21 protein-coding genes and 1 tRNA gene are annotated in these 25,285 nt (G+C 59.2%); 7 read left to right on the top strand and 15 right to left on the bottom strand.

The genetic code is table 11. The features are described from left to right. Nucleotides 1-92 precede the first annotated feature (92 nt). The 5 genes from lon to ACM561_RS10065 form a co-directional block, all read right to left on the bottom strand. Nucleotides 93-2,519, bottom strand: a complete 2,427-nt coding sequence (lon, locus tag ACM561_RS10045) for an endopeptidase La (protein ID WP_425904811.1) — start codon at nucleotides 2,517-2,519, stop codon at nucleotides 93-95. A 321-nt stretch (nucleotides 2,520-2,840) separates the two neighbouring features. After that, nucleotides 2,841-4,115 carry an ATP-dependent Clp protease ATP-binding subunit ClpX gene (gene clpX, locus ACM561_RS10050; RefSeq protein ID WP_040675983.1) on the bottom strand — a complete coding sequence of 425 codons (1,275 nt, stop codon included), beginning with the start codon at nucleotides 4,113-4,115 and terminating at the stop codon, nucleotides 2,841-2,843. 446 nt (nucleotides 4,116-4,561) lie between these two features. Further along, entirely contained in the window at nucleotides 4,562-5,197 is a 636-nt protein-coding gene (locus ACM561_RS10055; protein ID WP_079446692.1) for an ATP-dependent Clp protease proteolytic subunit, read from the bottom strand. Nucleotides 5,198-5,578: 381 nt separating this feature from the next. Then, nucleotides 5,579-6,940, bottom strand: coding sequence for a trigger factor (tig, locus tag ACM561_RS10060; protein ID WP_425909707.1), 1,362 nt, complete (start codon nucleotides 6,938-6,940; stop codon nucleotides 5,579-5,581). Between the two features lie 149 nt (nucleotides 6,941-7,089). Beyond that, nucleotides 7,090-7,174, bottom strand: a tRNA-Leu gene (locus tag ACM561_RS10065). Between the two features lie 278 nt (nucleotides 7,175-7,452). Here ACM561_RS10065 and ACM561_RS10070 point away from each other — a divergent pair. Next, nucleotides 7,453-8,793 carry a multicopper oxidase family protein gene (locus ACM561_RS10070; RefSeq protein WP_425904813.1) on the top strand — a complete coding sequence of 447 codons (1,341 nt, stop codon included), beginning with the start codon at nucleotides 7,453-7,455 and terminating at the stop codon, nucleotides 8,791-8,793. 4 nt (nucleotides 8,794-8,797) lie between these two features. Here ACM561_RS10070 and ACM561_RS10075 read toward each other — a convergent pair whose 3' ends face one another. Beyond that, the gene (locus ACM561_RS10075) at nucleotides 8,798-10,297 is read right to left on the bottom strand and encodes an NAD(P)H-hydrate dehydratase (protein WP_425904814.1); all 1,500 of its coding nucleotides are present in this window, start codon (nucleotides 10,295-10,297) and stop codon (nucleotides 8,798-8,800) included. A 342-nt stretch (nucleotides 10,298-10,639) separates the two neighbouring features. Here ACM561_RS10075 and ACM561_RS10080 point away from each other — a divergent pair, with 342 nt between their 5' ends. From ACM561_RS10080 to ACM561_RS10090, 3 genes are all read left to right on the top strand, one after another. Further along, on the top strand, nucleotides 10,640-10,978 hold the full coding sequence (locus ACM561_RS10080) for a P-II family nitrogen regulator (RefSeq protein WP_011315159.1): 339 nt from the start codon (nucleotides 10,640-10,642) through the stop codon (nucleotides 10,976-10,978). A gap of 90 nt (nucleotides 10,979-11,068) precedes the next feature. Then, the gene (gene glnA / locus ACM561_RS10085) at nucleotides 11,069-12,478 is read left to right on the top strand and encodes a type I glutamate--ammonia ligase (protein ID WP_425904815.1); all 1,410 of its coding nucleotides are present in this window, start codon (nucleotides 11,069-11,071) and stop codon (nucleotides 12,476-12,478) included. A 160-nt stretch (nucleotides 12,479-12,638) separates the two neighbouring features. Continuing rightward, the gene (locus tag ACM561_RS10090) at nucleotides 12,639-13,772 is read left to right on the top strand and encodes an AI-2E family transporter (protein WP_425904816.1); all 1,134 of its coding nucleotides are present in this window, start codon (nucleotides 12,639-12,641) and stop codon (nucleotides 13,770-13,772) included. 109 nt (nucleotides 13,773-13,881) lie between these two features. Here the strand turns inward: ACM561_RS10090 and ACM561_RS10095 are convergent, their stop codons facing one another. The 3 genes from ACM561_RS10095 to ACM561_RS10105 all read right to left on the bottom strand — a co-directional run bounded on the left by ACM561_RS10095 (nucleotide 13,882) and on the right by ACM561_RS10105 (nucleotide 15,841). Then, entirely contained in the window at nucleotides 13,882-14,184 is a 303-nt protein-coding gene (locus ACM561_RS10095; protein ID WP_425904817.1) for an antibiotic biosynthesis monooxygenase family protein, read from the bottom strand. A gap of 243 nt (nucleotides 14,185-14,427) precedes the next feature. Further along, complete coding sequence (gene ldtR, locus ACM561_RS10100) at nucleotides 14,428-14,940, bottom strand: transcriptional regulator LdtR (protein WP_425904819.1); 513 nt, start codon at nucleotides 14,938-14,940, stop codon at nucleotides 14,428-14,430. Nucleotides 14,941-15,376: 436 nt separating this feature from the next. After that, nucleotides 15,377-15,841: a DUF6163 family protein gene (locus ACM561_RS10105; RefSeq protein ID WP_425904821.1), complete on the bottom strand. Its 465-nt coding sequence runs from the start codon at nucleotides 15,839-15,841 to the stop codon at nucleotides 15,377-15,379. 164 nt (nucleotides 15,842-16,005) lie between these two features. On the opposite strand from ACM561_RS10105, the gene hemB reads away from it, so the two are divergent. The 3 genes from hemB to ACM561_RS10120 all read left to right on the top strand — a co-directional run bounded on the left by hemB (nucleotide 16,006) and on the right by ACM561_RS10120 (nucleotide 18,602). Beyond that, a complete protein-coding gene (gene hemB, locus ACM561_RS10110) occupies nucleotides 16,006-17,070 on the top strand; it encodes a porphobilinogen synthase (protein WP_425904822.1) in 1,065 nt (354 codons plus the stop codon). 130 nt (nucleotides 17,071-17,200) lie between these two features. Next, on the top strand, nucleotides 17,201-17,743 hold the full coding sequence (locus ACM561_RS10115; protein WP_425904824.1) for an RDD family protein: 543 nt from the start codon (nucleotides 17,201-17,203) through the stop codon (nucleotides 17,741-17,743). Nucleotides 17,744-17,822: 79 nt separating this feature from the next. Beyond that, a complete protein-coding gene (locus ACM561_RS10120) occupies nucleotides 17,823-18,602 on the top strand; it encodes an arginyltransferase (RefSeq protein ID WP_425904826.1) in 780 nt (259 codons plus the stop codon). 296 nt (nucleotides 18,603-18,898) lie between these two features. Here ACM561_RS10120 and ACM561_RS10125 read toward each other — a convergent pair whose 3' ends face one another. The 6 genes from ACM561_RS10125 to ACM561_RS10150 form a co-directional block, all read right to left on the bottom strand. Continuing rightward, nucleotides 18,899-19,453, bottom strand: a complete 555-nt coding sequence (locus tag ACM561_RS10125) for a hypothetical protein (protein WP_425904827.1) — start codon at nucleotides 19,451-19,453, stop codon at nucleotides 18,899-18,901. A 260-nt stretch (nucleotides 19,454-19,713) separates the two neighbouring features. Then, nucleotides 19,714-21,102: an Nramp family divalent metal transporter gene (locus ACM561_RS10130; protein WP_425904828.1), complete on the bottom strand. Its 1,389-nt coding sequence runs from the start codon at nucleotides 21,100-21,102 to the stop codon at nucleotides 19,714-19,716. Nucleotides 21,103-21,266: 164 nt separating this feature from the next. Next, nucleotides 21,267-21,638, bottom strand: coding sequence for an arsenate reductase (glutaredoxin) (arsC, locus tag ACM561_RS10135; protein ID WP_425904829.1), 372 nt, complete (start codon nucleotides 21,636-21,638; stop codon nucleotides 21,267-21,269). A gap of 95 nt (nucleotides 21,639-21,733) precedes the next feature. Beyond that, nucleotides 21,734-23,983, bottom strand: coding sequence for a DNA topoisomerase IV subunit A (parC, locus tag ACM561_RS10140; RefSeq protein ID WP_425904830.1), 2,250 nt, complete (start codon nucleotides 23,981-23,983; stop codon nucleotides 21,734-21,736). Nucleotides 23,984-24,074: 91 nt separating this feature from the next. After that, entirely contained in the window at nucleotides 24,075-24,857 is a 783-nt protein-coding gene (gene recO, locus ACM561_RS10145) for a DNA repair protein RecO (protein ID WP_425904832.1), read from the bottom strand. A 49-nt stretch (nucleotides 24,858-24,906) separates the two neighbouring features. Beyond that, on the bottom strand, nucleotides 24,907-25,278 hold the full coding sequence (locus tag ACM561_RS10150; RefSeq protein ID WP_425904833.1) for a hypothetical protein: 372 nt from the start codon (nucleotides 25,276-25,278) through the stop codon (nucleotides 24,907-24,909). Between the last annotated feature and the right edge of the window lie 7 nt (nucleotides 25,279-25,285).

Raw genomic sequence — 25,285 nt, forward strand, 5'->3', positions numbered from 1 at the left:
GATATCCCTTATTACGGTCCAGCAGGCATAGTCGCATCATAATGCAAGAACGGCGCCCTCGCAGGCGCCGTTCCGTCAACTATGCCGTGACGTCAGTGAGCGGTCAGGCCGCCGGCCGCCTCGTCAGCTTCATCCGGACCGACCGGGAGCTTCGTATCCTCCTCCCAGACAATCGGCTTCGGCTGCCTTACCAACGCCTTTGCAATCACCTCGTCCATCCGGGCAACCGGAATGATCTCCAGCCCCCCTTTGATGGCATCGGAGATCTCAGTGAGATCCTTGGCATTCTCGTCCGGTATGAGCACCGTCTTGATGCCACCTCGCGCAGCTGCCAACAGTTTCTCCTTGAGGCCGCCGATCGGCAAAACCCTGCCTCGCAGCGTGATCTCGCCCGTCATTGCGATGTCGCGCCGGATCGGGATTCCGGTCAGCACCGACACAATCGTCGTCGCCATCGCTACACCGGCCGAAGGACCATCTTTCGGGGTAGCACCCTCGGGGACGTGAACGTGGATATCGCGTCGCTCGAACAGCGGCGGCTCGATCCCGAAGGTGATCGCGCGCGAACGGACGTAAGAAGCCGCCGCCGAGATCGATTCCTTCATCACGTCGCGCAGGTTGCCGGTAACCGTCATGCGTCCCTTGCCGGGCATCATCACGCTTTCGATCGTCAGCAACTCGCCGCCGACGTCGGTCCATGCCAGACCGGTCACGACACCAACCTGATCGTCGATTTCGATCTCGCCGTAGCGATACTTCGGAACTCCGAGAAATTCCTCGACGACCTTCTCGGTGACTTTGACCGACTTCCTTTTCGAAAGCATCAGTTCCTTCACCGCCTTGCGGGCGAGTGTGGAAAGCTCACGCTCCAGGTTTCGCACGCCCGCTTCGCGGGTGTAGCGACGGATGATGAGCAGAAGCGAGTCGTCATCGATCGACCACTCCTTCGAATCCAGACCGTGCTTGGTCAGCGCGTTCGGGATGAGATGCTTGCGAGCGATCTCGACCTTCTCGTTCTCCGTGTAGCCGGCGATCCGGATGATCTCCATGCGGTCCATCAAGGGACCGGGAATATTCAGCGTATTCGCGGTCGTGAGGAACATCACGTTGGACAGATCGTAGTCGACTTCCAGATAGTGATCGTTGAACGTCGAGTTCTGCTCGGGGTCGAGGACCTCAAGCAGGGCAGACGACGGATCGCCGCGGAAATCCGCGCCCATCTTGTCGATCTCGTCCAGCAGGAACAGCGGGTTCGAGGTCTTGGCCTTGCGCATCGACTGAATAATCTTGCCGGGCATCGAGCCGATATACGTCCGGCGGTGACCGCGGATTTCCGCCTCATCGCGCACGCCGCCAAGCGAGACGCGCACGAATTCGCGGCCCGTTGCCCGCGCGATCGACTTCCCGAGCGAGGTCTTGCCGACGCCTGGCGGACCGACAAGGCACAGGATCGGTCCGGTCAGCTTGTTGGCGCGCGACTGCACCGCGAGATACTCGACGATACGGTCCTTGACCTTCTCGAGCCCGTAATGATCAGCGTCCAGCACTTCCTGGGCGGCGTTGAGATCCTTCTTCACCTTGGACTTCTTGGCCCACGGTATCGACAGCAACCAATCGAGATAGTTGCGCACCACGGTGGCCTCCGCGGACATCGGAGACATTTGCCGCAGCTTCTTCAGTTCGTGCTGGGCCTTCTCGCGAGCCTCCTTCGAAAGCTTGGTCTTGGCGATCTTCTCTTCGAGATCGGCGAGCTCGTCCCGGCCCTCGTCATCGCCGAGTTCCTTCTGGATCGCCTTCATCTGCTCGTTGAGGTAGTACTCGCGCTGGGTCTTCTCCATCTGGCGTTTGACGCGTGAACGGATGCGTTTCTCGACCTGCAGGACGGAGATCTCGCTCTCCATCAGACCGAGCACCTTTTCCAGACGTGCGGTTACAGACAGCGTCTCAAGAATGCCCTGGCGATCCGCGATCTTGGCGGCGAGGTGCGACGCTACGGTGTCACCAAGCTTGGCGAAATCCGTGATCGCCTGCACGACACCCACAACCTCGGGAGAGATCTTCTTGTTCAGCTTCACATAGCTTTCGAAATCCGACACGACTGAACGCGCCAGCGCCTCGGCTTCGACGCTGTTGATATCGGTATCAGCCAGCGCGACCGCGGTCGCCTCATAATAGTCGGAGCGGTCGGAATAGGCCTCCACGCGCGCCCGCTCAAGACCTTCCACCAGCACCTTCACCGTGCCGTCGGGTAGCTTCAGCAGTTGCAGCACGCTGGCGAGCGTTCCGATTTTATAGATAGAATCTGGCGCAGGATCATCGTCCGACGCGTTCTTCTGCGTCGCTAGCATGATGAGCCCATCGTTCTTCATCACCTCTTCCAGCGCCCTGATCGATTTCTCGCGGCCGACGAACAGCGGCACGATCATGTGCGGGAAAACGACGATGTCGCGAAGCGGAAGCACCGGATAGGCATGGATTTCGCCGTGGACTATAGCTGGCCGGGGTTTCGAGGCGGTCATAGCCTTGTTCCTTTTGTTGCGCCCCCTTGTTCGCAGCCGCATATCATGCGCAACCGCCACAAGGTGCCGAGTTTCCTGGAGAAGAATGGGCCTTTGCGAACCAAGGCCTCACCTGCCCGAGGTCGTGAGCAGCTGACGAACATACGCCGCTGCCGACAGCATAAGGTGGCCATCCACCACCAGCGTGTCAAGTGAAGGAAATCAGCGGCTTGTACCTACACGGAGCGTCGGCTTGCAACCTACAGGAGCCATCGGCTTGTAAAGCAAGGCCCCCTCGCGGCTAACCGCCAGCGAGGCATCCGACAGCCGAAAACGGTCGGATCAGGCGCTGGCGCTGCTTTCGCTCGCGCGATCAGAGCGGTCGGCGTAAATGTACAACGGTCGCGCAGTGCCTTCGACCACTTCGCGGGAGATCACGACCTCCTCGACCCCTTCCAGGCCCGGAAGATCGAACATGGTTTCGAGCAGGATGCTTTCGAGAATCGAGCGCAACCCGCGCGCACCAGTCTTGCGCTCGATCGCCTTGCGGGCCACCGCGCCGAGCGCCTCGTCGGCGAACGTCAGCTCGATATTCTCCATCTCGAACAGCCGCTGATACTGTTTCACCAGCGCATTCTTGGGATCGGTCAAAATCTTTTTCAGCGACGCTTCGTCGAGATCCTCGAGCGTGGCCACGACGGGCAGACGTCCGACGAATTCCGGGATCAAGCCATACTTCAGCAAATCCTCCGGCTCGACATGCCTGAAGATTTCACCAGTGCGGCGGTCTTCCGGCGCAAGCACCTGCGCAGCGAAACCGATTGACGTCGTGCGTCCTCGCGCCGAGATGATCTTCTCTAGGCCGGAGAACGCGCCCCCGCAGATGAACAGGATATTCGTGGTATCAACCTGCAGGAACTCCTGCTGCGGGTGCTTCCGGCCGCCCTGCGGCGGAACCGAAGCCACTGTGCCTTCCATGATCTTCAACAACGCCTGCTGCACGCCCTCACCCGACACGTCACGCGTGATCGAGGGGTTGTCGGACTTGCGTGAGATCTTATCGATTTCGTCGATATAAACGATACCGCGTTGCGCACGCTCGACATTGTAGTCCGCAGACTGCAACAGCTTCAGGATGATGTTCTCGACATCCTCGCCGACGTAGCCGGCCTCGGTCAGTGTCGTCGCATCCGCCATGGTAAACGGAACGTCGAGGATACGCGCCAGCGTCTGCGCAAGCAGCGTCTTGCCCGATCCGGTCGGTCCGATCAGCAGGATGTTCGACTTCGCGAGTTCGACGTCGTTATGCTTGGTCTGATGGTTAAGCCGCTTGTAGTGATTGTGGACTGCAACCGAAAGTACCTTCTTGGCATGGCCCTGCCCGATGACGTAGTCGTCCAGAACCTTGCAGATTTCCTTCGGAGTCGGAATGCCGTCGCGCGACTTCACCAGCGAGGACTTATTCTCCTCGCGAATGATGTCCATGCAGAGCTCGACGCATTCGTCACAGATGAACACGGTCGGGCCCGCGATCAGTTTGCGCACCTCGTGCTGACTCTTGCCGCAAAACGAACAATACAGCGTATTCTTGGAGTCGCCCGTACCGACCTTGCTCATTCCTGTCTCCGTCCGACGCTCGATCCCGCCTGTTCGCCTGCTCACCCGTTCCGATCCGGCACATCCGGTCTAACGAGTTTACATATGAGCAAAGTCCGTACCAGAAAAGACCCTGCGCTCTCAACCCCGCGCGAATCGCGGGTCCATTCGATTCTCCTGCGCATACCGCCAGTTGAAACGCAGCAACCGCACCATGGCTCCCCGACTCTCAAGAATTCGCTAATCGGCAGCCATCCGCAATGCGACAATAGCCTGATTTGGCCCAGGGAGGCGACTCTTCCCTTGCCAAAATTTAGTCCAGCGTTGCGCTGGTATCATGCCAGTCAGGCGGATACTTCGCGCGGAAGGAAAAGGAACTTTTCAGAAACCATCGTGCAATCGCGATGGTTCAAACTGGATCGGGATCAACCGGCCTTGCGTTCGTCACTGGACGGAGCCTTGATACGTTACGAAGCCTTCGGTGCGGCCGGTTCTTCAGCGCGCTTGTCGATCACTTTATCAACGATGCCGAAGTCACGAGCCATGTCAGCCGTGAGGAACTTATCGCGCTCCAGCGCCTCCTCGATCGCCTGGTAGGTCTGTCCCGTATGCTTGACGTAGATCTCGTTGAGTCGCTTCTTGAGGCTCAGGATTTCCTGCGCGTGCAGCATAATGTCCGTCGCCTGCCCCTGGAAACCGCCAGAGGGCTGGTGAACCATGATGCGCGCGTTCGGCAGTGCGTGCCGCATATCCTTTTCGCCTGCGGCCAGCAGCAACGAGCCCATCGACGCAGCTTGTCCGGTGCACAGCGTTGCGACCGGCGGACGAATGAACTGCATCGTGTCGTAGATCGCCAGACCCGAAGTCACCACGCCACCCGGCGAATTGATGTACATCGAGATTTCCTTTTTCGGATTCTCCGCCTCCAGGAAAAGAAGCTGCGCAACGGTCAGCATCGCCATGTTGTCTTCGACCGGGCCGGTCACAAAGATGATGCGCTCCTTCAGCAGCCGGGAGAAGATATCGTAGGCCCTCTCGCCGCGATTGGTCTGCTCGACCACCATCGGCACGAGGTTCATGTAGGTTTCCACTGGATCGCGCATTGATCACCCAAAAGTTTGTGTCAGCGGTTGGCGGCGACGAACATCCGAGAAACCGAGAGTCTTCAGTTCTTCCGGCGCGGATGAATGTCCCGTGATGCAGGACTCGGCAAGCACGGCCCACAGATATAAGTTCATCGCTTGGGCGACAAGACTGAACCTAAGCCACGCCGGAATCGTAATTTGCTGGCGCCCTCGATTTTGACATTCGCTACGAAAGGTCGCGCAGTACGAGCTGGTCCTCGACGGCACCCCCGCCTCGAATGTCAGACTCACTCCACAAACTGAACCGATTCGCAGCCTGACGGGACCGTATCGCGACGCCGGATCCGATCCATACCCATAATAACATGCGGCGCCGTACAGACCCCGACGCGCGGTCGGTCAGATCTCGGTACTGTGTGCCTCATGTTCCTTAAAGAGGTCCTCGCGCGTCACACTCTTTTCCGTGATCGTGGCGAGTTCAAGAATGTAATCCACCACCTTGTTCTCAAAAAGGGGCGCGCGAATCTGAGCCAGCGCTTGCGGGTTTTTCTGATAGTAATCCCAAATTTCCTTCTCACGGCCCGGCGTCTGGCGGGCGCGACTAATCAACGCACGATTAATTTCATCATCCGCGACCGTGATCTTGTTCTTTTCGCCGATCTCCGAGAGTACCAGGCTGAGCCGTACCCGGCGGTCTGCAATCCGGCGGTACTCTGCCCTGGCCTCTTCTTCGGTGGTGTTCTCGTCGGCGAAGGTCTTCTTCTCTTTTTCCATCTCCGCCGTGATCGACTGCCAAACCTGTTCGAACTCCTCTTCGACCAGCGTCGGGGGCGCATCGAACTTGTGCGTCTCATCGAGACGATCAAATAGCGCGCGCTTGACGTGTTGCCTCATCGCTCGGGCAAATTCAGCGCTGAGCTGCTCGCGGACGACTTGCTTCAACTGATCGAGCTCCTGCAGACCGAGCAACTTGGCAAACTCGTCGTCGATCTTGATATCCTCCGGCGCCTCGATCAGGCTTACCGTGGTCTCGAACTCTGCATCCTTCCCGGCAAGCTCTGAGTCCGCATAGTTCTGAGGGAACGACGCCTTGACCGTGCGAGTCTCGCCGACTCCGGCCCCGACCAACTGCTCTTCGAACCCCGGAATGAGAGCATTCGATCCCAGCACGACCAGGATATCCTCGCTGCTCCCGCCCTCGAACGGCTCGCCGTCGATGGTGCCCTTGAACGAAATGGTGACGCGATCGCCATTCTCGGCCTTCGCACCTTCCGTCCTGTTGGAGTAGGTGCGATTCTGATCGGCGATCCGTTTGATGGCTTCGTCAACGTCGGCGTCGCTAACATCGACCACCGGCTTCTCGATAGTGAAGGACTTGAAGTCCGCTAGTTCGATCGGCGGCACGACTTCGATCGCCACGCTGTAGCTGAGGTCGGACTTGCCCGCGAGGATATCCTCGATCTCCTTCTCCTCCGAAGGCATCGTTACCTTGGGATTGCCTGCGAGTTTGAAGCCACGGTCATTGACGATCTGCATATTCGTATCGCGGATCGTGTCTTCGATGGTCTCGACCATCAAGGAGCGGCCATAGAGCTTCTTGAGGTGGCTGACCGGCACTTTCCCTGGACGAAAGCCGTTGATCTTCACCTTGTCCTTGAGGTCGACGAGCCGCTCATCCGCCTTGGCCGCGATTTCGGCGGCCGGAATGCTGACCTGGAACTCGTGTCTCAGTCCCTCGGCGAGGGTTTCGTTCACCTGCATGACGTCATCTTCTTCCGCTCGATCCGGCTGGAATGGCTGGATCATTGTCAATCGGTCGATGCGCGGCAAAACGCCTGCATCGGTGTACGGCCGGCATGTATCCAACCCGGATAGCTGCCTGAAATCATCTGCTCAAACGCTTTAGCGCTTGGTGCGGGCGGAGGGACTCGAACCCCCACAACTTTCGTCACTGGAACCTAAATCCAGCGCGTCTACCAATTCCGCCACGCCCGCCGGTGGAGTGGGTTTGACATTTGCTACCATCTGGCTGGGAGTCGGCAAAGCGAATGTCAAATGATGCCGAAAAATGCGAAGCGGCTTTCGGTAGACCTCATGCTCCAACGAGTTAAAACCGGAACGAGTTGAAACCAAGCGCATCGAGGGCAACGGGTTCATCTCCCGCCGTCATCGAGGCGCTTCGATGCGGCGGGCTTATAACATGGCGGCATCCGTCTGCAGTAAAAAAATGGCCGTGCTGGACAGGGTCCCAAGAACATGATCGGCATTGGCAAATGACGTTTCGCCCTGCTCAATTAACCCGGAGGCATCTTCTGGCCGGTTTCGGGGCAGCCGCCGCGGCAGGACCCGCCACCACGATCCATGCGCAATCGCAACATCCTCAAATACAGGCCATTGACGCAATGCCCACCCCCCTTTCACTTGGGCCGGATCATCGCGAAACCACGGTCTGGTCCCTGAAGACCGACGGCTCCTCCGGAAGCCTGCGTTTCCGCCAAAGCGAGAGCATGGGCCTCGTCGTGAACAACGGCCTGCCGGCACCGTTTGTTTTGAACTGGCATGGATTAGATGGCGCGGCTGCCATCGAGCCATTGACCGCTCGGCCCCCTATCTCGCCGGGCGGAACCGATCGCTATTCACTCCCCTTCCAGCAGGCCGGAACTTTTATGTGCGATAGCCGCCTGCTGGGAGACGGTCTGGCGCAGCCCTCGCCCGCGCAAGCTCTGATCGTCGAGGAACGGACGCCGCCGGAAGTCGACCGTGACGAGGTCATGCTGATTGAGGACTGGCGGCTGGATGCCGAAGGACTTCCTGTCGCGCCCGGGATAACCGAAAAGAAGGTCGGACCGCCCATCTACCTGGTGAATGGGAAGCCATCGCTCAACTTTAACCTTCACATCAACGAGCGACTCAGGCTGAGGTTCATAAATGCCTGTCAACGCAATGCAATCGCTATTGAAATCAAAAATCTTGGTGTACGGATCATAGCGATCGACAGCCAGCCGGCGGAGCCGTTTCTGGCGCGCAACGGCCGATTGGTACTGGCCCCGGGAACCCGGATCGACGCCGTTATAGATGTCACGCTTCCGTCGGGAACGACATCAGCCATCGCCCTGCATGACGGCGGCGGCAACCCACGTGAGATCGCCCGCCTGCACGTTTCAGCTGACGGGCCGGGCCGGGCCGCGCCGCTGCCGGCGCCGCCTGCGTTGCCATCCATCAGCCTGCCTGCGAGACTCGATCTCAGGAACGCGCTGCGCGCCGACGTGCCGCTGCCCTCCTCTGAAGGAACTCCAACTTCATGGAGTCGCCCGGCGCTCTTTAGCACGCGTAGAACCCCCGCCTTCCGTATCAAACGCGGCCGGACCGCCGTGCTTGCGCTGACAAACACGACAACAAAGCCCATGGTCTTTCGCCTGCATGGCCATCACGCCCGCCTGCTGGACCGGCTCGACGACGGATGGAAACCGTTCTGGCTGGATACGGTGCTGATCGATACAGGGCAGACCCAACGCATCGCTTTTATCGCTGACGTCGCCGGAGCATGGCTGATCGAGACCATGGCTGTGGAATGGAGCGCGCCGCGCCAGGTCAGCTGGTTCGCTGTAGAGTAGCTGTTTAGTAATCAACCCCGAACCGATCGTAGAGCCGCCGCAAGACCGCGGGCAGCACCTCCGGTAGATCCTCTGCGATCAGCCCCGGACCCGCCTCCTGTCCAGCTTCGCCGTGCATCCAGACTCCGATGCAGGCAGCCTCGAAGGCCGGCACGCCCTGCGCCAGCAGTCCGCCGGTCATGCCGGACAGCACGTCGCCAGAGCCTGCCGTCGCCAGCCACGGCGGGGCATTGGCCGCGATCGTCGCGCGGCCGTCGGGCGAGGCCACCACCGTGTCCGGTCCCTTGAGCAGAACGACCGCTCCCGAACGCTCGGCCGCGGCACGCACCCGCTCAAGTTTTGATCGAAGTGGATGTTTATCAATCATCTCACTGAAAAGACGTCGAAACTCTCCTTCATGCGGGGTCAGGATAATGTCGGAGCTTCCGCTCTGCTTGATGGTCTCGAACAAGCGACCCGGCGCATCGGCAAAGCTCGTCAGTGCGTCGGCGTCGAGCACCAGCGCCCGCCTGGCTGTAATAGCCGTCGTCACAAGTTCTCGGGTTTCCTCGCCGATCCCGGCGCCGGGTCCGATCACGCAGGCATTGATGCGCCGATCTTCCAGGATTTCCGTGAGGCCAGCCGCGTCATTCATGCGGCGTACCATCACGGCAGTCAGCGCCGCCGCGTTCGCGCCCAGCGCATCATCGGGGGAAAGCACGCTCACAAGCCCGGCTCCCATGCGCAACGCGCTGCGCGCGGACAGTCGGGCAGCGCCCGTCGATGTCAGATTGCCGGACACAACGACAGCATGGCCACGCGCATATTTGTGACCGTCGATAGGTGGCACCGGAAACGCATTCTGCCAATAATCCGGGATATTCTCAAAGGTTATGGGACGAATCTTATCTAGTACCGCATCGATGATGCCAATATCGGCCACGCGCACACGGCCGCAAAAAATCCGACCCGGCAACAGCAGATGCGCCGGTTTTCTACGAAAGAACGTTACTGTCTCGGTAGCGCGTATCGCCGCGCCCATGATCGCGCCAGTGGTGCCGTTAATGCCGCTCGGCAGATCGATGCTGAGCACCGGCGCGACGTTGGCGATGATTGCCTCGATCATCGCGCGGGCGTCGCCCATGACCGGCCGGTTGAGACCCGCGCCGAACAGCGCGTCGATGATCAACGCGGGCGAGCCAAGCGCGGTGAGGTCGCAAGGCAGCACCGGCCCTTTCCAACCTTTTGCTGCGAGCGCGGCGTCGCCCTTGAGGCTGCTTCGCTCGCACATCAGGATGACCGAAACGTCGTAACCGCGTGCCGCCAGTTCTGTAGCAGCCACGAACCCGTCGCCGCCGTTGTTACCGCATCCAGCGACAACCAGGATCGGCCCTTCCTCCGCGAGGTCGGCGGCTGTGTTCGCGACCGCCTGCCCGGCACGCAGCATCAGGGCAAAACCCGACGTGCCTCCCGCAATCGCCAACCGATCGGCCCGCTCCATTTCGCCGGTCGTCAGAATCTCCATGGCCTCAAACCCGATAGCGCAAGTTGCCCGTCCACATATCCAACGTTGCACAAAAAATAAACGCAGTGCCTAATTTATAGTCTGGCCGCTGGTCAGGCGCTCATCTATCGATATGTCAAGCTGCCTTAATCGTATGATATTATGGATGTTTTTTACAAATTGCTTATTGGCATAAACCCTGCTTTGAAGGCGAAATTCGACCCAATGTATCCACTGGCGGGCAATGAAGCGTGTCCCGCGACTTTTGTCCGTCCGAAAACCAGTGCATGACCGCTGCTGCAGGCGGCAGTGTGAGCGCGCATCAGCCCCTGGCTGAATATTGAAAGCGCCAGGAGACGTTCAATGAAAAAGATCGAAGCCATCATCAAACCGTTCAAGCTTGACGAAGTGAAGGAAGCTCTGCAGGAGATCGGATTGCAAGGCATCACCGTGATCGAAGCGAAAGGCTTTGGCCGGCAGAAAGGACACGCCGAGCTCTATCGCGGCGCGGAATACGTGGTGGACTTCCTGCCCAAGGTCAAAATCGAGATTGTGATCGGCGATGATCTGGTCGAAAAAGCCATCGAGGCCATCAGGCGCGCCGCCCAAACGGGCCGCATCGGCGACGGCAAGATCTTCGTATCCAATATCGAAGAGGCTATTCGGATCCGAACGGGGGAATCCGGCCTCGACGCAATCTAGACCCTTTGAGAACGACATCCACACAACAAGCCATACCGACGGCCGCTTCGCGCCGCCGATTACCAAGACCAGCATAGACAAGGGGTATTTATGAAGACCGCCAATGACGTCCTGAAATCAATCAAGGACAACGACGTAAAGTACGTCGATCTGCGATTCACTGATCCGCGCGGTAAGTGGCAACACGTCACCTTCGACGTGAGCATGATCGACGAGGAGTTTTTCGCCGAGGGCACGATGTTCGATGGTTCATCGATCGCCGGCTGGAAGGCGATCAACGAATCCGACATGATGCTGATGCCCGATCCGGCGACGGCGTCGATCGATCCGTTCTTCGCCGAGACCACCATGGTGATCACCTGCGACATCCTGGAGCCTTCCACGGGCGAGCCCTATAACCGCGACCCACGCGGAATCGCAAAAAAAGCCGAAGCGATGGTGAAATCGATGGGCATCGGCGATACGGTCTACGTCGGCCCGGAAGCCGAGTTCTTCGTGTTCGATGACGTGCGCTTTCAGTCCACGCCCTACAACACCGGATTCAAGCTCGATTCCTCTGAGTTGCCGACTAATTCCGATACCGAATATGAGGGCGGCAATCTAGGTCATCGCATCCGCAACAAAGGCGGCTACTTCCCCGTTCCACCGCAGGATTCGATCCAAGACATGCGTTCGGAGATGCTTGGCTCCATGGCCCGCATGGGCGTGAAGGTCGAGAAGCACCACCACGAGGTGGCATCTGCCCAACACGAACTCGGCATGAAGTTCGATACACTGACCCACATGGCCGACCAGATGCAGGTCTATAAATACTGCATTCATCAGGTCGCGCACATCTACGGCAAGACCGCCACCTTTATGCCGAAGCCGGTCTACGGCGACAATGGCTCGGGAATGCACGTCCATCAGTCGATCTGGAAGGACGGTAAGCCGACCTTCGCCGGCAGCAAGTACGCCGACCTATCGGAAGCCTGCCTGTATTATATCGGCGGCATCATCAAGCATGCCAAGGCGATCAACGCCTTCACCAATCCCTCCACCAACTCCTACAAGCGCTTGGTCCCGGGCTACGAGGCGCCGGTGTTGCTCGCCTATTCGGCGCGCAACCGTTCCGCCTCCTGTCGTATCCCCTACACCACCTCGCCGAAGGCCAAGCGTGTTGAGGTTCGTTTCCCTGACCCCATGGCCAATCCGTATCTCGCTTTCGCTGCGATGCTGATGGCGGGCCTCGATGGTATCAAGAACAAGATCGATCCCGGCCCCGCCATGGACAAGGACCTCTACGATCTGCCGAAGGAAGAGCTGAAGCAGATTCCAACGGTTTGCGGCTCGTTGCGCGAAGCGCTGGAAAACCTCGACAAGGATCGCGCCTTCCTCAAGGTCGGCGGCGTGTTTGACGACGACTTCATCAACGCCTTCATCGAATTGAAGATGGCCGAGGTGGAGCGCTTCGAGATGACGCCGCACCCTATCGAATTCGATATGTACTACTCGCTGTAATCGGCGACCTGCGAAATCTTCTGCAGGTTTCGAAAGCTCAAGGGCGCCCATCGCAGGGCGCCCTTTTTGTTGAATGGTCGTACTCCGTAAGGTCGCGTCAGCTTGATCCCTGCGGGGTTTGCAGAAAGAGTGCCTGCTTTGGGAATCAGTGAGGTCAAAAGTGGACGGTTCGCCTGAAACTCGGGGCTTCGAACGGCGGTCTCTTGCCCGCTCGATCGCAGCCGGCGGCATTGGCATTGTCGCCTTTGGCGCAGCCCTCGCACTGGCATGGTATTCCGCAGCAACGCTGTTCATGCTGTTCGCTGGCATCCTGTTTGGCGTGTTCCTCACGGCCATGGCAGATCTGCTGCGCCGGGTGTTCGGCGGAAATCAAACCCTGCGGCTGGTGATCGTGTGCCTCCTGTTCACCGGGCTGTTGTCCGGTGTGGTTGTACTCGGCGGCGCAACCATCGCCCAACAAGCTACGGCCTTGAGTTCGACCCTCCGCGCGCAGCTTGGCAACGCCAAGGATTTTCTCGAGAAGCAAGGGATCGACACCAGCTTCCTCAACGTGGGCACCAAGGCGGCGCCGACCGACGCCGGTGTCACTCCGACGCCCAACACTTCTGCCTCGCCGTCGCGCGGCCCGAAACTACCCGACGCCAGCACCATCGCCTCCGGAACCGGTGCAATCATCACTCAGACCATCAAAATTCTGACCCACGTCTTTGAGGGCGTTGGCAACTTCTTCATCATCATCTTCCTGGGGCTGTTACTGGCGGTACAGCCAAAACTCTATCGAGACGGCATCCTGCGTTTCGTGCCGAGACAACGACTACCCGAAGCAACGCGCCTCATCGACGATGTCAGCGAGACGTTGCGCCGGTGGCTGCTCGGCCAAATGGCCACCATGGCCACGCTGTTCCTGCTGACATGGATCGGATTGACCGTGATCGGCATTCCCGGCGCGCTGGTGCTGGGCTTCGTTACCGGGCTCCTGACGTTCATCCCCAACGTCGGCGCCATCCTAGCGGGCGCTCTTATCGTGCTGGCGAGCCTCGGCTCCGGATTCACCGCGATCATCAGCTCCTTCGCGCTCTATCTCGCCGTGCAATTTCTTGAAGGCAACGTACTAACGCCACTAATTCAGCGCCACGCCATCAGCATTCCGCCGGCGACGTTGTTCGCGGCACAAATTTTCCTCGGCGTGCTGTTCGGAGTGTGGGGTCTGGCGCTGGCGCTGCCTTTGATTGCGGTCATCAAGGTGGTGCTGAACCACGTCTGGCCGGATCAAACTGCGGCTGCCCAGAGCTAACTATAGCGTTTCGAGCGAAGTGGATATCGGTTCGCTTGAAGACAACGCGTCAAATCAAAATCTGAGAGCCCCGCTACTGTTTCGATCAGAAGCGGAAAGACTCTTGCCGTCAGACGCTGGAAATCACCACCGTTTCAGTGTGCTCGACCTCGGGGGGCGAAGCAAAGAATGACCCCACCAGCGCACGCCATTCGGTGAAGTTTGAGGATTCGCGAAAATCCACGACATGGTTTTCAAGCGTTTCCCATTTGATCAGCAGCCTATAGCGTGACGGCCTCTCGATAGACTTGTGCAACTCAAAACCTTTCCAGCCGATGCAGCGCTTGAAGATCGTTTGAGCTTGCGACACGGCAGCCTCAAAATCTTTCTCGCTGCCCGGCTTGATCTCGATTTGCGCGATTTCGGTGATCATGTGAGCAGACCTTTCATATGCCTTGCGTCTGTACCGCAATCGACTGCAACCGTGAAGCGAACGGCAAGTAGCGTTCAGGCCGCGTTACCAGGTGCTGTTATCACTCGCACCATCAGACAACAACAAAACGCCCCCGGCTCCGGACGAACCGGGCCGATGGGCGCAAATGCAGGGAATATCGCAGGGTATCCGGAGAACGGGCTGCCGATCTTGCTGCCGACTTCGCCCTGTTCCGGAGAAAACTCAGAGCCGATACAGAATCTGGTCAGTCCAGAAGCGCTCAAGGCGATGCAGCGACTTGTTCAGCGTTGCGAACTCCTCGTTCGAGATGCCGCCGACCTGTTCGACAGTCTTGACGTGCTTTTGATAAAGCGCTTCCACGATACGTCGAATCTCCTGGCCCTGCGTGGTCAAGCGGATTCGCACCGAGCGGCGATCCACGCGCGAGCGCTGATGATCGAGGAATCCAAGCTCGACGAGCTTCTTCAGATTGTAAGAAACGTTGGAGCCGAGATAGTAGCCGCGGGTTCGCAGCTCACCGGCCGTTAGTTCCTTGTCGCCGATGTTATAGAGAAGAAGCGCCTGCACCGAATTGATGTCGGCCCGACCGCGACGATCGAATTCATCTTTAATGACATCGAGCAGTCTGCGATGCAGTCGCTCGACCAAGGTCAATGCCTCGAGATAGAGCGACTGCACCGGTGCCTGGCCGGCGACCTGTTCCGCGGGCTCGTGAGCCTTCGCAACGGCTTTCATGGTGACATCCCCTGTTGTCGTTTTTCGACTTATTCGACGAAACTTGTGTTCCGCCTGATAGCTGAGACCTTAGGGGGGGCGTTTGAAGATCAGCTTAAATAAGACAATAAAGACATCATGAATTTAAGAGAGTGAATCGCCGATTAAGTCGCCAGAAAAGGGCATTTCGCAACCCTTCGTTGACGTTTCCGCTGCGCTGTTCACGCTTCGTGTGCGACCACTGTCGCATTCAGAAACAGCACGGCTCAGATTTGAAATACTCGGTCAATATAGATAACCGGGCCGTTAGGGTGACCAAATTCTTATTGCGAAAAATTCTCGGAAAACTTTACGGGACTTCGTCATCTCCGATCTGGAAATGACGTCCGTTCCGAAGGGCCGCTACAGTTCAAACTGTGCTCCCTTCTATCGGCCCAACGCTCGTCGCACGTCTCATCTATGGCGGCCGTTCACGCGCAGCCATCCATGCCAGCGCCAGATAGGCCGTGAGCAATGCAGTTTCCAATCCGACGATGATCAGGTTGCCGCCGTAGATCGCCGGAAACATAAGTTCGACGACGGCCATTGAGACCACCGTGGTAAGCCACACAACGGCGCCCCATGGCGTGGCCAGCCATAGACCCACGGCAGCGACAAGCTCGATCACGGCGAAGTAGATCGTCGCCGCCTGCCAGGCCACCATCTGGTTCTCAAAGGCGTCGTCCTCGCTGCCTATGAATCCGGTCAATTGAGCCCAATGATAGAGCCCAACGACGAGCGATAGCACCGCCATGGCCCGCAGAAATACCACCAGTCGCCGGGTCCAGAGATTTTCGTCGGCTTCTGTCTGTGCCGTCGAACTTCTTGCCACCGACATGGCTTGATCCCGCGGGATCTGCTCGCGCGATGAGGTTTTAGACATCAGGATGCTCACAACCGGAACCGACAGCCATGCGAGATCAATTCATGACTTTCCGGAACCATAAAATCAATTGCAATGCACCGAGATGCACGAGCGCGGTGACGAAGCCGGTTCCTGATGCTACAAAAATCCAATTGGTTCTGGCCTTCGGGAGTGTCGGCAACATGGCGATAAAATACGGGCGTCCCATTGAAATGCGGGATGGACCCCGCCGCGATGTCACGATCACTGCCCCTCCGCTCGATCTCGTGGCCCGGCTTCGTCGTAACCGCAAGGCGGAATGGGCCCGCCGCCTGGTCCGCGAAAGCGTTCTGACAACCGACGACCTCATCTGGCCGCTGTTCGTCGCCGATGGCGCCAACGGACGGACGCCTATTCCCTCAATGCCCGGGGTCGACCGTCTTAGCGTGGACCAGTGCGTGCGTGACGCTGAACGAGCGCTCAAGCTGAACATCCCCTGCATCGCGCTGTTCCCCTACACCGATCCCGCCTTGCGAGACCTCTCCGGCAGCGAAGCCCTCAATACCAAGAATCTGGTCTGCAAGTCGGTCCGCGCCATCAAACGGGAATTTCCGGACCTCGGCGTGCTCTGCGACGTGGCGCTCGACCCCTTCACCAGTCATGGCCATGACGGTCTGATCGAGGACGGCAGGATACTCAACGATGAAACCGTTGCGGTTCTGGTCCAGCAGGCGCTGGTGCAGGCGGAAGCCGGCTGCGACATCATTGCTCCGTCCGACATGATGGACGGCCGCGTCGGTGCGATTCGAAGGGCTCTCGACGAAACGGGGTTCGTCGATGTGCAGATCATGGCGTATGCCGCGAAGTATGCATCCGCGTTTTACGGCCCGTTCCGCGACGCCATCGGTTCGGCCAAGGCGCTCACCGGGGACAAGCGCACATACCAGATGGACAGCGCCAACTCCGACGAAGCGCTGCGTGAAGTCGAACTCGATATTGCCGAGGGCGCCGATATGGTCTTGGTGAAGCCCGGTATGCCCTACCTCGACATCGTGCGGCGAGTAAAAGACACGTTTGGAATGCCAACCTTCGCCTACCAGGTGTCGGGCGAGTACGCGATGATCGCCGCCGCGGCAGGCAACGGCTGGATTGACCGCGACCGGGCGATGATGGAAAGCCTCGTTGCCTTCAAACGCGCCGGCGCCGACGGGGTACTCACCTATTTTGCTGCGGCGGCCGCCGAGAAGCTGAAACAAAAAAACGGCTGACCCTCCCTCCCCGGCCCGTATGCCGTCGTTCCGTACGCCTCTGAGCTTCTGAGGGCTTGTAACCCAGGCAGCACGTCGCCATGTCGAAGGGCGGCAGAAATGCCGTGCTGAGCGCCGTGGAGGATTGGACATGGCCGATGGTGGCTTCAACACTGCGCAGAGCGGCAACTCTGCCGAGTTTCAGCGGCATGCGTTCGACCCCTGGATGCAGCCTGAGCTGTTTCGCGGTGTTTTGATCCGGCGCTTTTTTGCGTTTCTGATCGATCTGCTGGTGCTTTCGATACCAGTGATCCTCGGCGTGATCTTCATCGCAATGTTCGGCGTCATTACGCTCGGGCTCGGTTGGGCGCTGTTCTGGCTGGTGTCGCCCGCCTCCTTGATCTGGGCCGTCGTCTACTATGGCGCGTCACTTGGCGGACCGCATTCGGCGACGGTTGGGATGCGGGCCATGGGTCTGGAAATGCGCACATGGTCCGGCGAGCCGAGTTATTTTGTGCTCGGCGCCATGCACGCGATTCTGTTCTGGATCTCGGTATCGATGTTTACGCCGCTTATCCTCGTGATTAGCCTGTTCAACAACCGGCGACGCATGCTGCACGACATGTTGTTGGGAACCGTCATCATCAACAATTCGGATCTTGCGACAGTTGCGGAACCACATGGAAGCTATTGATATCGCGGCAACCCGGATTGACGGTCAGCCCTGGGAGCGCGATGCTGGAATGTAATTTGTCGGAGGCTGACAAGGCGCCGTGACCCAGCACTCGCGAGATACCCCGCAGTTCTATTTGACCGCGCCTTCGCCGTGTCCGTATTTGCCCGATCGCAGCGAGCGCAAGGTATTCACTCATCTGGTCGGCGAAAAGGCGGGCGAACTCAACGATCTGCTGACCCATGGCGGTTTCCGCCGCAGTCAGTCGATCGCCTATCGTCCGGCTTGCGACCAGTGTCGTGCTTGCATTTCCGTGCGGGTGATCGCCGATGAGTTTCGGCCGTCGCGCAGTGCTCGCAGGGTGCTGGCGCGGAACGCTGACATTGTCGGCAACCTGCGTGCCGCAATGCCGACGTCGGAGCAATACTCGGTATTTCGCGCTTATCTGGACCAGCGCCACCGCCACGGCGGCATGGCCGATATGACCGTGCTGGACTACGCGATGATGGTGGAAGACAGCCACGTCGAGACCCGCATCATCGAATATCGCAGGCGCCGCCCGAACATCGGCAACAACGAACGCGGCGAACTGGTGGGCGTGGCGCTGACCGATGTGCTCAGCGACGGGCTCTCGATGGTTTATTCGTTTTTCGAACCGGCCGAACAAAACCGTTCGCTCGGCACCTTCATCATCCTCGATCACATCTCGCGCGCGCGGCGGCTCGGCCTACCTTACGTATATCTCGGCTACTGGATCGAGGGATCGCGGAAGATGGATTACAAGGGCCGCTTCCTGCCACAGCAGCGCCTTGCGCCGACGGGCTGGTTGCGCGTGGATGAGAACAGTCAATCGACAGGCGACGCGGCAGATCAGCCATAGCCGATGAGACGGCAGCGGTCAGTTGGCTGACGGTTATCGAATGCTCTCCTCATTTGGGCCACAAGACGTTATCCAGGATCGAATCGTCGCCTTCAGATAGCGCACGCGCTCATTGGCATAACGCAGACCGCCGTGCAGACGCAGGTCCATGAAGCTGGCGTCGGCACTTATGTGGTCACAGACTTCAAACTCGTATTTGCACCAATAACTAGGACGGGTCGGCTCGAAACATCTGGCGGCGAAAAACTCTTCGGTATTATTCGGCGAATAAAGTTCGATAGATGCTCCATACGACCCTAATCTGGTCGCGATGAGCCCCTCAAAGGAACCTCGATTGACGTACTGCGAACTCTCGTATCGCTAGTTACCTGTCGAGGGGGAGGAACAGTGTAGTTTAGCGTGACAGTGGCAACCTCCGCTCGCAGCGTATCCCGGAGCGGGAAATCAGAGTCTTTCTGCGCTTTGAGGTCTTTGAGGCGAGCGACATAGGACTCCGTGCGGCCATGAAGTATGGCCACGGCCACTTCAGTAACGTCAACCCGCTGCGGAAGGCCCGCGTCACTCTGTTGCTTCTGTGGTTCGGCTACAAAGAAAATGTAACCACGCGGTATCCTCAGTGTCGCATCTTCGTTTGAACCCAGCCAATTGCGACGCAGTCGCACATCGATCATGTCCATCCGATCCGTCCAGAAGTAAAATGGAGCGATATAACCTTCCATCCCGAGAAACGAATCCGCGCGAGCTGGAGCAATTGAAAAACCGTTCAGCACCGCTCCCACAATCATCAGCGCGAACGTGGCAACAGTCCTCGGCACTATCGACAGGTGCAGAAAGGCTGGCTTGATGTCCATTTCCTAAACTCTGCCAGATCTAATGATTGCTCGGCTCTTGCTCACCATTCTTGTCCAGCGGCGGTTCGAAGCAAAGAATGACCTCGGGTGTGCAGCCGCCAGAACTGAAGCTATAGTTGCCGCAGGCAGGAAATCACAAACCTAGAATTCCGATGGCTTCATGCGGAGAGCCTTCCGACGGTCCAGCACACATCCGAACGAATTCGATACAGCATAGGATGTGCTGCTGTAGCCTAGGTTAAAAAAACCTCGGCCCTCGCCTATCCGGCGAACGTGTCTGCCAGCAGCTTGAGATTGAGGATCACGATCACGCCGGCGATAATCCACGCCACGGCGGCGGTCCCGGTTGAAATCGCGAACTCGCCCATCTTGCGCCGGTCCGAAACAAAGCGGACCAGCGGGATTACCGCGAACGGCAATTGCATCGACAAAATGACCTGACTGAGAACGAGAAGCTGTGCGGTTCCGCTCTCGCCATAAAGCGCGGTGACGACGATCACGGGAACGATGGCTATGCCGCGGGTGACCAACCGCCGCGCCAACACTGGCATCCGCAAACGCAGAAAGCCTTCCATCACGATCTGGCCTGCGAGCGTCGCCGTCACTGTAGAATTGATGCCGGAGGCGAGAAGCGCGACCGCGAACAGCGTTGATGCGATGCCGAGCCCCAATAGCGGCGACAGCAGCCTGAACGCATCTCCGATCTCAGCCACTTCGGTGTGGCCGCTGCGGTGAAACACCGCGGCAGCTACGATCAGAATGGCGGCGTTGACGAACAGAGCCAGCATCAAGGCTAGCGTGCTATCGGCGGTCGCCCAGCGGATCGCACTCCGCCGTCCCTCCGTGGTTCGCGGGTATGCCCGAGTCTGCACGATCGACGAATGCAGATAGAGGTTATGCGGCATGACCGTCGCGCCGATAATGCCGATGGCGATATAGAGCATTGCCGGATTGGTGACGATCTCGCGTGACGGCGTGAAGCCGCGCAAGATCTCGGCGACCGGAGGCGCGGCGGCGGCGATCTGGATCGCAAAACAGACCGCGATCACGATCAATAGCGCGACCACGAAAGCCTCGAGAAAACGAAAGCCGCGGTTCATCAACAGCAGCAGCAAAAAGGCATCCAGCGCCGCGATCAGCGCGCCGCCGATCAGCGGGATGCCGAACAACAATTGCAGCGCAATCGCCGTGCCGATCACCTCGGCCAGATCGCAGGCAATGATCGCGGCCTCACAGACCAGCCAGAGCATGAAATTGACGGGCCGCGAATAGCTGGCGCGGCATGCCTGCGCGAGATCAAGGCCGGCAGCGATACCAAGCCGGGCGGCCAGGGCCTGCAACAGGATCGCCATGAGGTTCGACAGCAGGATGACAGACAGCAGCGTGTAACCGAACTTCGAGCCGCCCGCGATGTCTGTGGCCCAGTTGCCGGGGTCCATATACCCCACCGAGACCATGTAACCGGGTCCCGCAAAGGCCAGCATGCGACGCAGCCAGTGCCCGGTCGCGGGAACCCGCACCGTCGCATGGACCTCCTCGAGACTGGGACGGACTGGCGCTTCCGAACTCCAGCCAGCCCCAGCCGAGAAGGTCCCTTGCGACGGCTCCGAAGCCGGTTCGGGCGACAAAGCGGATGCTTTCATATCCATCGGACGAGATAATGGGCTAACTTCACTTTTATTGCAACTCATTTGCAAATGCATCTAGAGCAAGATGAGAAATAATGTGTGTAGCGGTTTCCGCCACGCGGTTCGCGAGCGGCGATGCTCCGCGACGCGAAGATCGCGGGATTCAAGGATGCTGGTATGTGAGACTACTTGCCGGAAGCGACGGGAGAATCGAGCAGTTCGAGCACCGTTTCGGCCGGACGGCAAATCCGCACGCCCTTCGGGGTTTCCACGATCGGGCGTTGAATCAAGATCGGGTGCGCCAGGATGAAATCGAGAAGCTGGTCGTCGGTCCATTTGGGGTTGCCAAGATCGAGTTCGGCGTAGGGCGTGCCCTTCTCCCGCAGCAGCCCGCGAATGGGGAGACCCATGGCGTCGGCCAGCGCACGAAGCCGCGCACGGTCCGGCGGGTGCTTGAGATATTCGACGATCACCGGCTCCTCGCCGCTCTCCCGGATCATTGCCAGCGTGTTGCGGGAGGTTCCACAAGACGGGTTATGATAGATCGTCACGGTCATGGTCGTATCCGCTCAGGTGTCCAGGATTTTGATTTGACGCGTTTTCTTCACGCGAACCGGTATCCACTTCGCTCGAAAACGCTATATCCGCGATGTCATATGGTTCGGCCGAACCTGTTCGATTTCGGTAGGCCGTGCGCGAGGCGTCCGGCGTCGGCGCGGTTGCCACGCCAGTCGGACAACTCCTTCCAGCTCAAGCCTTGCTCGCGGCCCGCAGAATCCCGCCACGTCAATCCGGTTTTCGAATCGAACACGGCGACGTCGGACAGCCCTGCGTCCTTGTACTTCTGCAATCGCACGCCGCGGCCGCGCGTCATCTCCGGCACCTGATCGAGCGGAAAGATCACCATCTTATGGTTGGTGCCGATGACCGCGACCTGATCGCCCGCGACCGTCACAATCGCCTTGGCCTCGTTCGGCATCTCGACATTGAGCACCTGCTTGCCCTTGCGCGTGGTGCCGACGCAATCGTCTTCGTTGACGACGAACCCCTGCCCCTCATGGCTCGCGATCAGAAACTTGCGGCCGCCAGTGTGGACGAATAGCGAAACGATCGCTGCATCCTGCTCGAGATCGATGAATAGGCGGATCGGCTCGCCATGACCGCGTCCGCCTGGCAGCTTCGCGACGTCGAGCGAATAGAATTTACCGTTGGTGGCGAACAGCAACAGCTTTGACGTCGTTTCAGCGAAAAACGCGAAGCCGAGCTTGTCGTCGGTCTTGAAGGACAGGTTCGACAGATCTTCGACGTGACCTTTCAGCGTCCGCGCCCAACCCTTGTCGGATACAACGACCGTGACCGGCTCGCGCTCGACCAGCGATTCTTCCAACGCGGCAAGATCGTGCTCGGGCGCGTCGGCAAAGACGGTGCGGCGCTTGCCGAGCGGTGTCTTGGGGCCAAACATGTCACGCACGTTGCGCACCTGCTCGCCGACTTTCTCCCACTGCTTGGCTTCGGAGCCCAGCACGGCATTGATACCCTTGAGTTCCGCCCGCAGGTTCTTGTCCTCGGTGCGTATCTCCATTTCCTCGAGCTTGCGCAAACTACGCAGGCGCATGTTGAGGATGGCCTCCGCCTGGACCTCCGTCAGCTTGAACGCCTTCATCAGGGCTGGCTTCGGCTCGTCTTCGGTGCGGATGATTTTGATAACCTTGTCGATGTTCAGATACGCGATCAGGTAGCCGCCAAGCACTTCCAGCCGGTGCTCGATCTGCGCCTTGCGATAGGCGGAGCGACGCAACAGCACGTCGCGCAGATGGTCCAGCCATTCGCGAAGGCACTCCGCAAGGCCGACGACTTTTGGAATCTTGCCTTTGATGAGAACGTTGAGGTTGAGCGAAATGCGACTCTCAAGCTCGGTCAGCTTGAAGAGCGATTCCATCACCAGCTCGGGATCGACGTTGCGCGACTTTGGCTCGATGACAACGCGGATGTCTTCGGCCGACTCGTCCCTGATATCGCCGACCAGCGGCAGCTTCTTCTCGTTGAGCAGTTCGGCGATCTTCTCGATCAGTCGTGATTTCTGCACCAGCCACGGAATCTCCGTGACCACGATGACCCAGGTGCCGCGCGCGCCTTCTTCCTGATGCCACTTGGCTCGGGTGCGGAAGGCGCCGCGCCCGGTCGTGTAGGCCTCAGCGATGCTCTCTTTGGAATCGATGATGATGCCGCCGGTCGGGAAGTCCGGCCCTTTGACCCATTTCAGCAACGATTTCGATTTCGCGTCAGGCTTGTCGATCAGATGTAGCGCGGCGTCGCAAAGTTCGGCGGCGTTGTGCGGTGGAATCGCGGTGGCCATCCCGACCGCGATACCCTGCGCGCCGTTGGCGAGCAGGTTGGGAAAGCCGCCGGGCAGCACCACCGGCTCGCGGCTCTGGCCATCATAGTTCGGACGAAACTCGACGGCGTCCTCGTCGATGCCATCGAGCAGCAGCCGCGCCACATCGGTCATGCGCGCTTCGGTGTAACGGTAGGCGGCGGGATTATCGCCGTCGATGTTGCCGAAATTTCCTTGGCCGTCGACCAGCGGATATCGCGAGGCGAAATCCTGCGCGAGCCGCACCATGGCATCGTAGATCGCTTGATCACCGTGAGGATGGAACGAGCCCATCACATCACCAACAATCTTGGCAGACTTTTTGAAGGCCGAGCCGGGATCGAGCCGCAGCAACCGCATGCCGTAAAGGATACGCCGATGCACGGGTTTCAAGCCGTCACGGGCGTCCGGCAATGCGCGATGCATGATCGTGGACAGCGCATAGGCGAGATAGCGCTCTTCCAGAGCCTCCCGCAGTTGCACTTCGTGAATTTCGGCCGGCTCAGCCGGAATCAATCGTTTTCCCATACGGACGGGTTAACGCCTGTCAGGTACGGCGACAAGGTGTGCGAATGACCTCCCCTTCTCGAGGGAGGGTGTAAACTCAACCTACGGCTAACTAGATGCCCTGCCTTCGCCAGTCCCGGCGCGCGCCCTCCGGAATTGCCGCTGCCCGCTTTCGCACCACCGCGTTGATAAACCCGGCGCGAGCGTCGGAATGGCCCTGCCCGCGCGGCTCCAGTACATGGCGCAGCAGGAAGCGCCCGGTTAACTCAAACCCGTCCAGCAGGTCTTGTTCCGACCAGCAGTTTTGCTCGTCGTCGATCGCGCGGAGAAAAGGTGGCAGCGGTAAGAGCCGGTCGCGCCAGGGCTCGCCGGCCTGCCGCGACACCGCCCCGCCCGATTTCGGGGAGACGTAGATGAGGTCTGCGGTAGCGCCCGTGGCCGCACAGGCCGACAGATCGAGGCCGAAACCGAGCTCGGTCAGCATCGCCAGCTCGAACCGGACCAGATGGATCGCCGCCCCGCCCGCGTAATCAAAATCATCCAGCGTCCGTTCCAGCATCGCAAACATGCCTTCATGCGGGTCGCGCTCCGGCAGCAGGCGCGCCAACGCCGCCAGATGGGTCACGCCATAGGTTGCATGTGACGATGCGAGCAGGCTCGCTGCGCGCATGCGCGTTCCTTCCAGCACATAGGTGCCGAGGTGCTCGTCAAGCCGCGCCCGCCACAGCGCGTTGACCGAATTTCCGGGTTGTAACAACGGACGCATCCGCGATCCGGCCCCGCCACGTACAAGGCCAAGATGGCGACCATGGCTGCGGGTCAAAAGCTCGACGATGGCCGCGGACTCGCCATGTCGCCGCACTCCGAGCACGATGCCGTCGTCGGTCCATTCCATGGCGCCAGTCTACGGTATCCTGCCGTTTCGCAGCAATTCGATTGCACCGTCAGTGGAACCACTTTTCCGCGTCATCGGAGAATGAAAAATATAGTCCGGCTCCGGCCAGACCGGTCGAAAACAGATCGACTACCAATGCCAGAGTCAGCCCATAGCTCAAGGAACCGAGCATCGAAAGCACCGAAAGCGCAAGCGCGACGACCAGCGCCCATCGGGCCCAATTCTTTCGTTGCCGTGCTGCAAGCCACACCAGAAGCAGAAAGAATATGAACACCATAACGACGAACGTATCGGCGCTCACCGCAGCCGCTTGGTCGATTTCGGCCGACGGGCGTGCAATGAAAGCAGCCGACAACGTATCGATCAGGAGCGAAAGGTACAGCAGAGCTTCAAACCGCAGCACGTTTCTAGGGATGGTCATTCCGTCG

The sequence above is a fragment of the Nitrobacter sp. TKz-YC02 genome, assembly GCF_049852135.1.
GTDB lineage: Bacteria > Pseudomonadota > Alphaproteobacteria > Rhizobiales > Xanthobacteraceae > Nitrobacter > Nitrobacter vulgaris.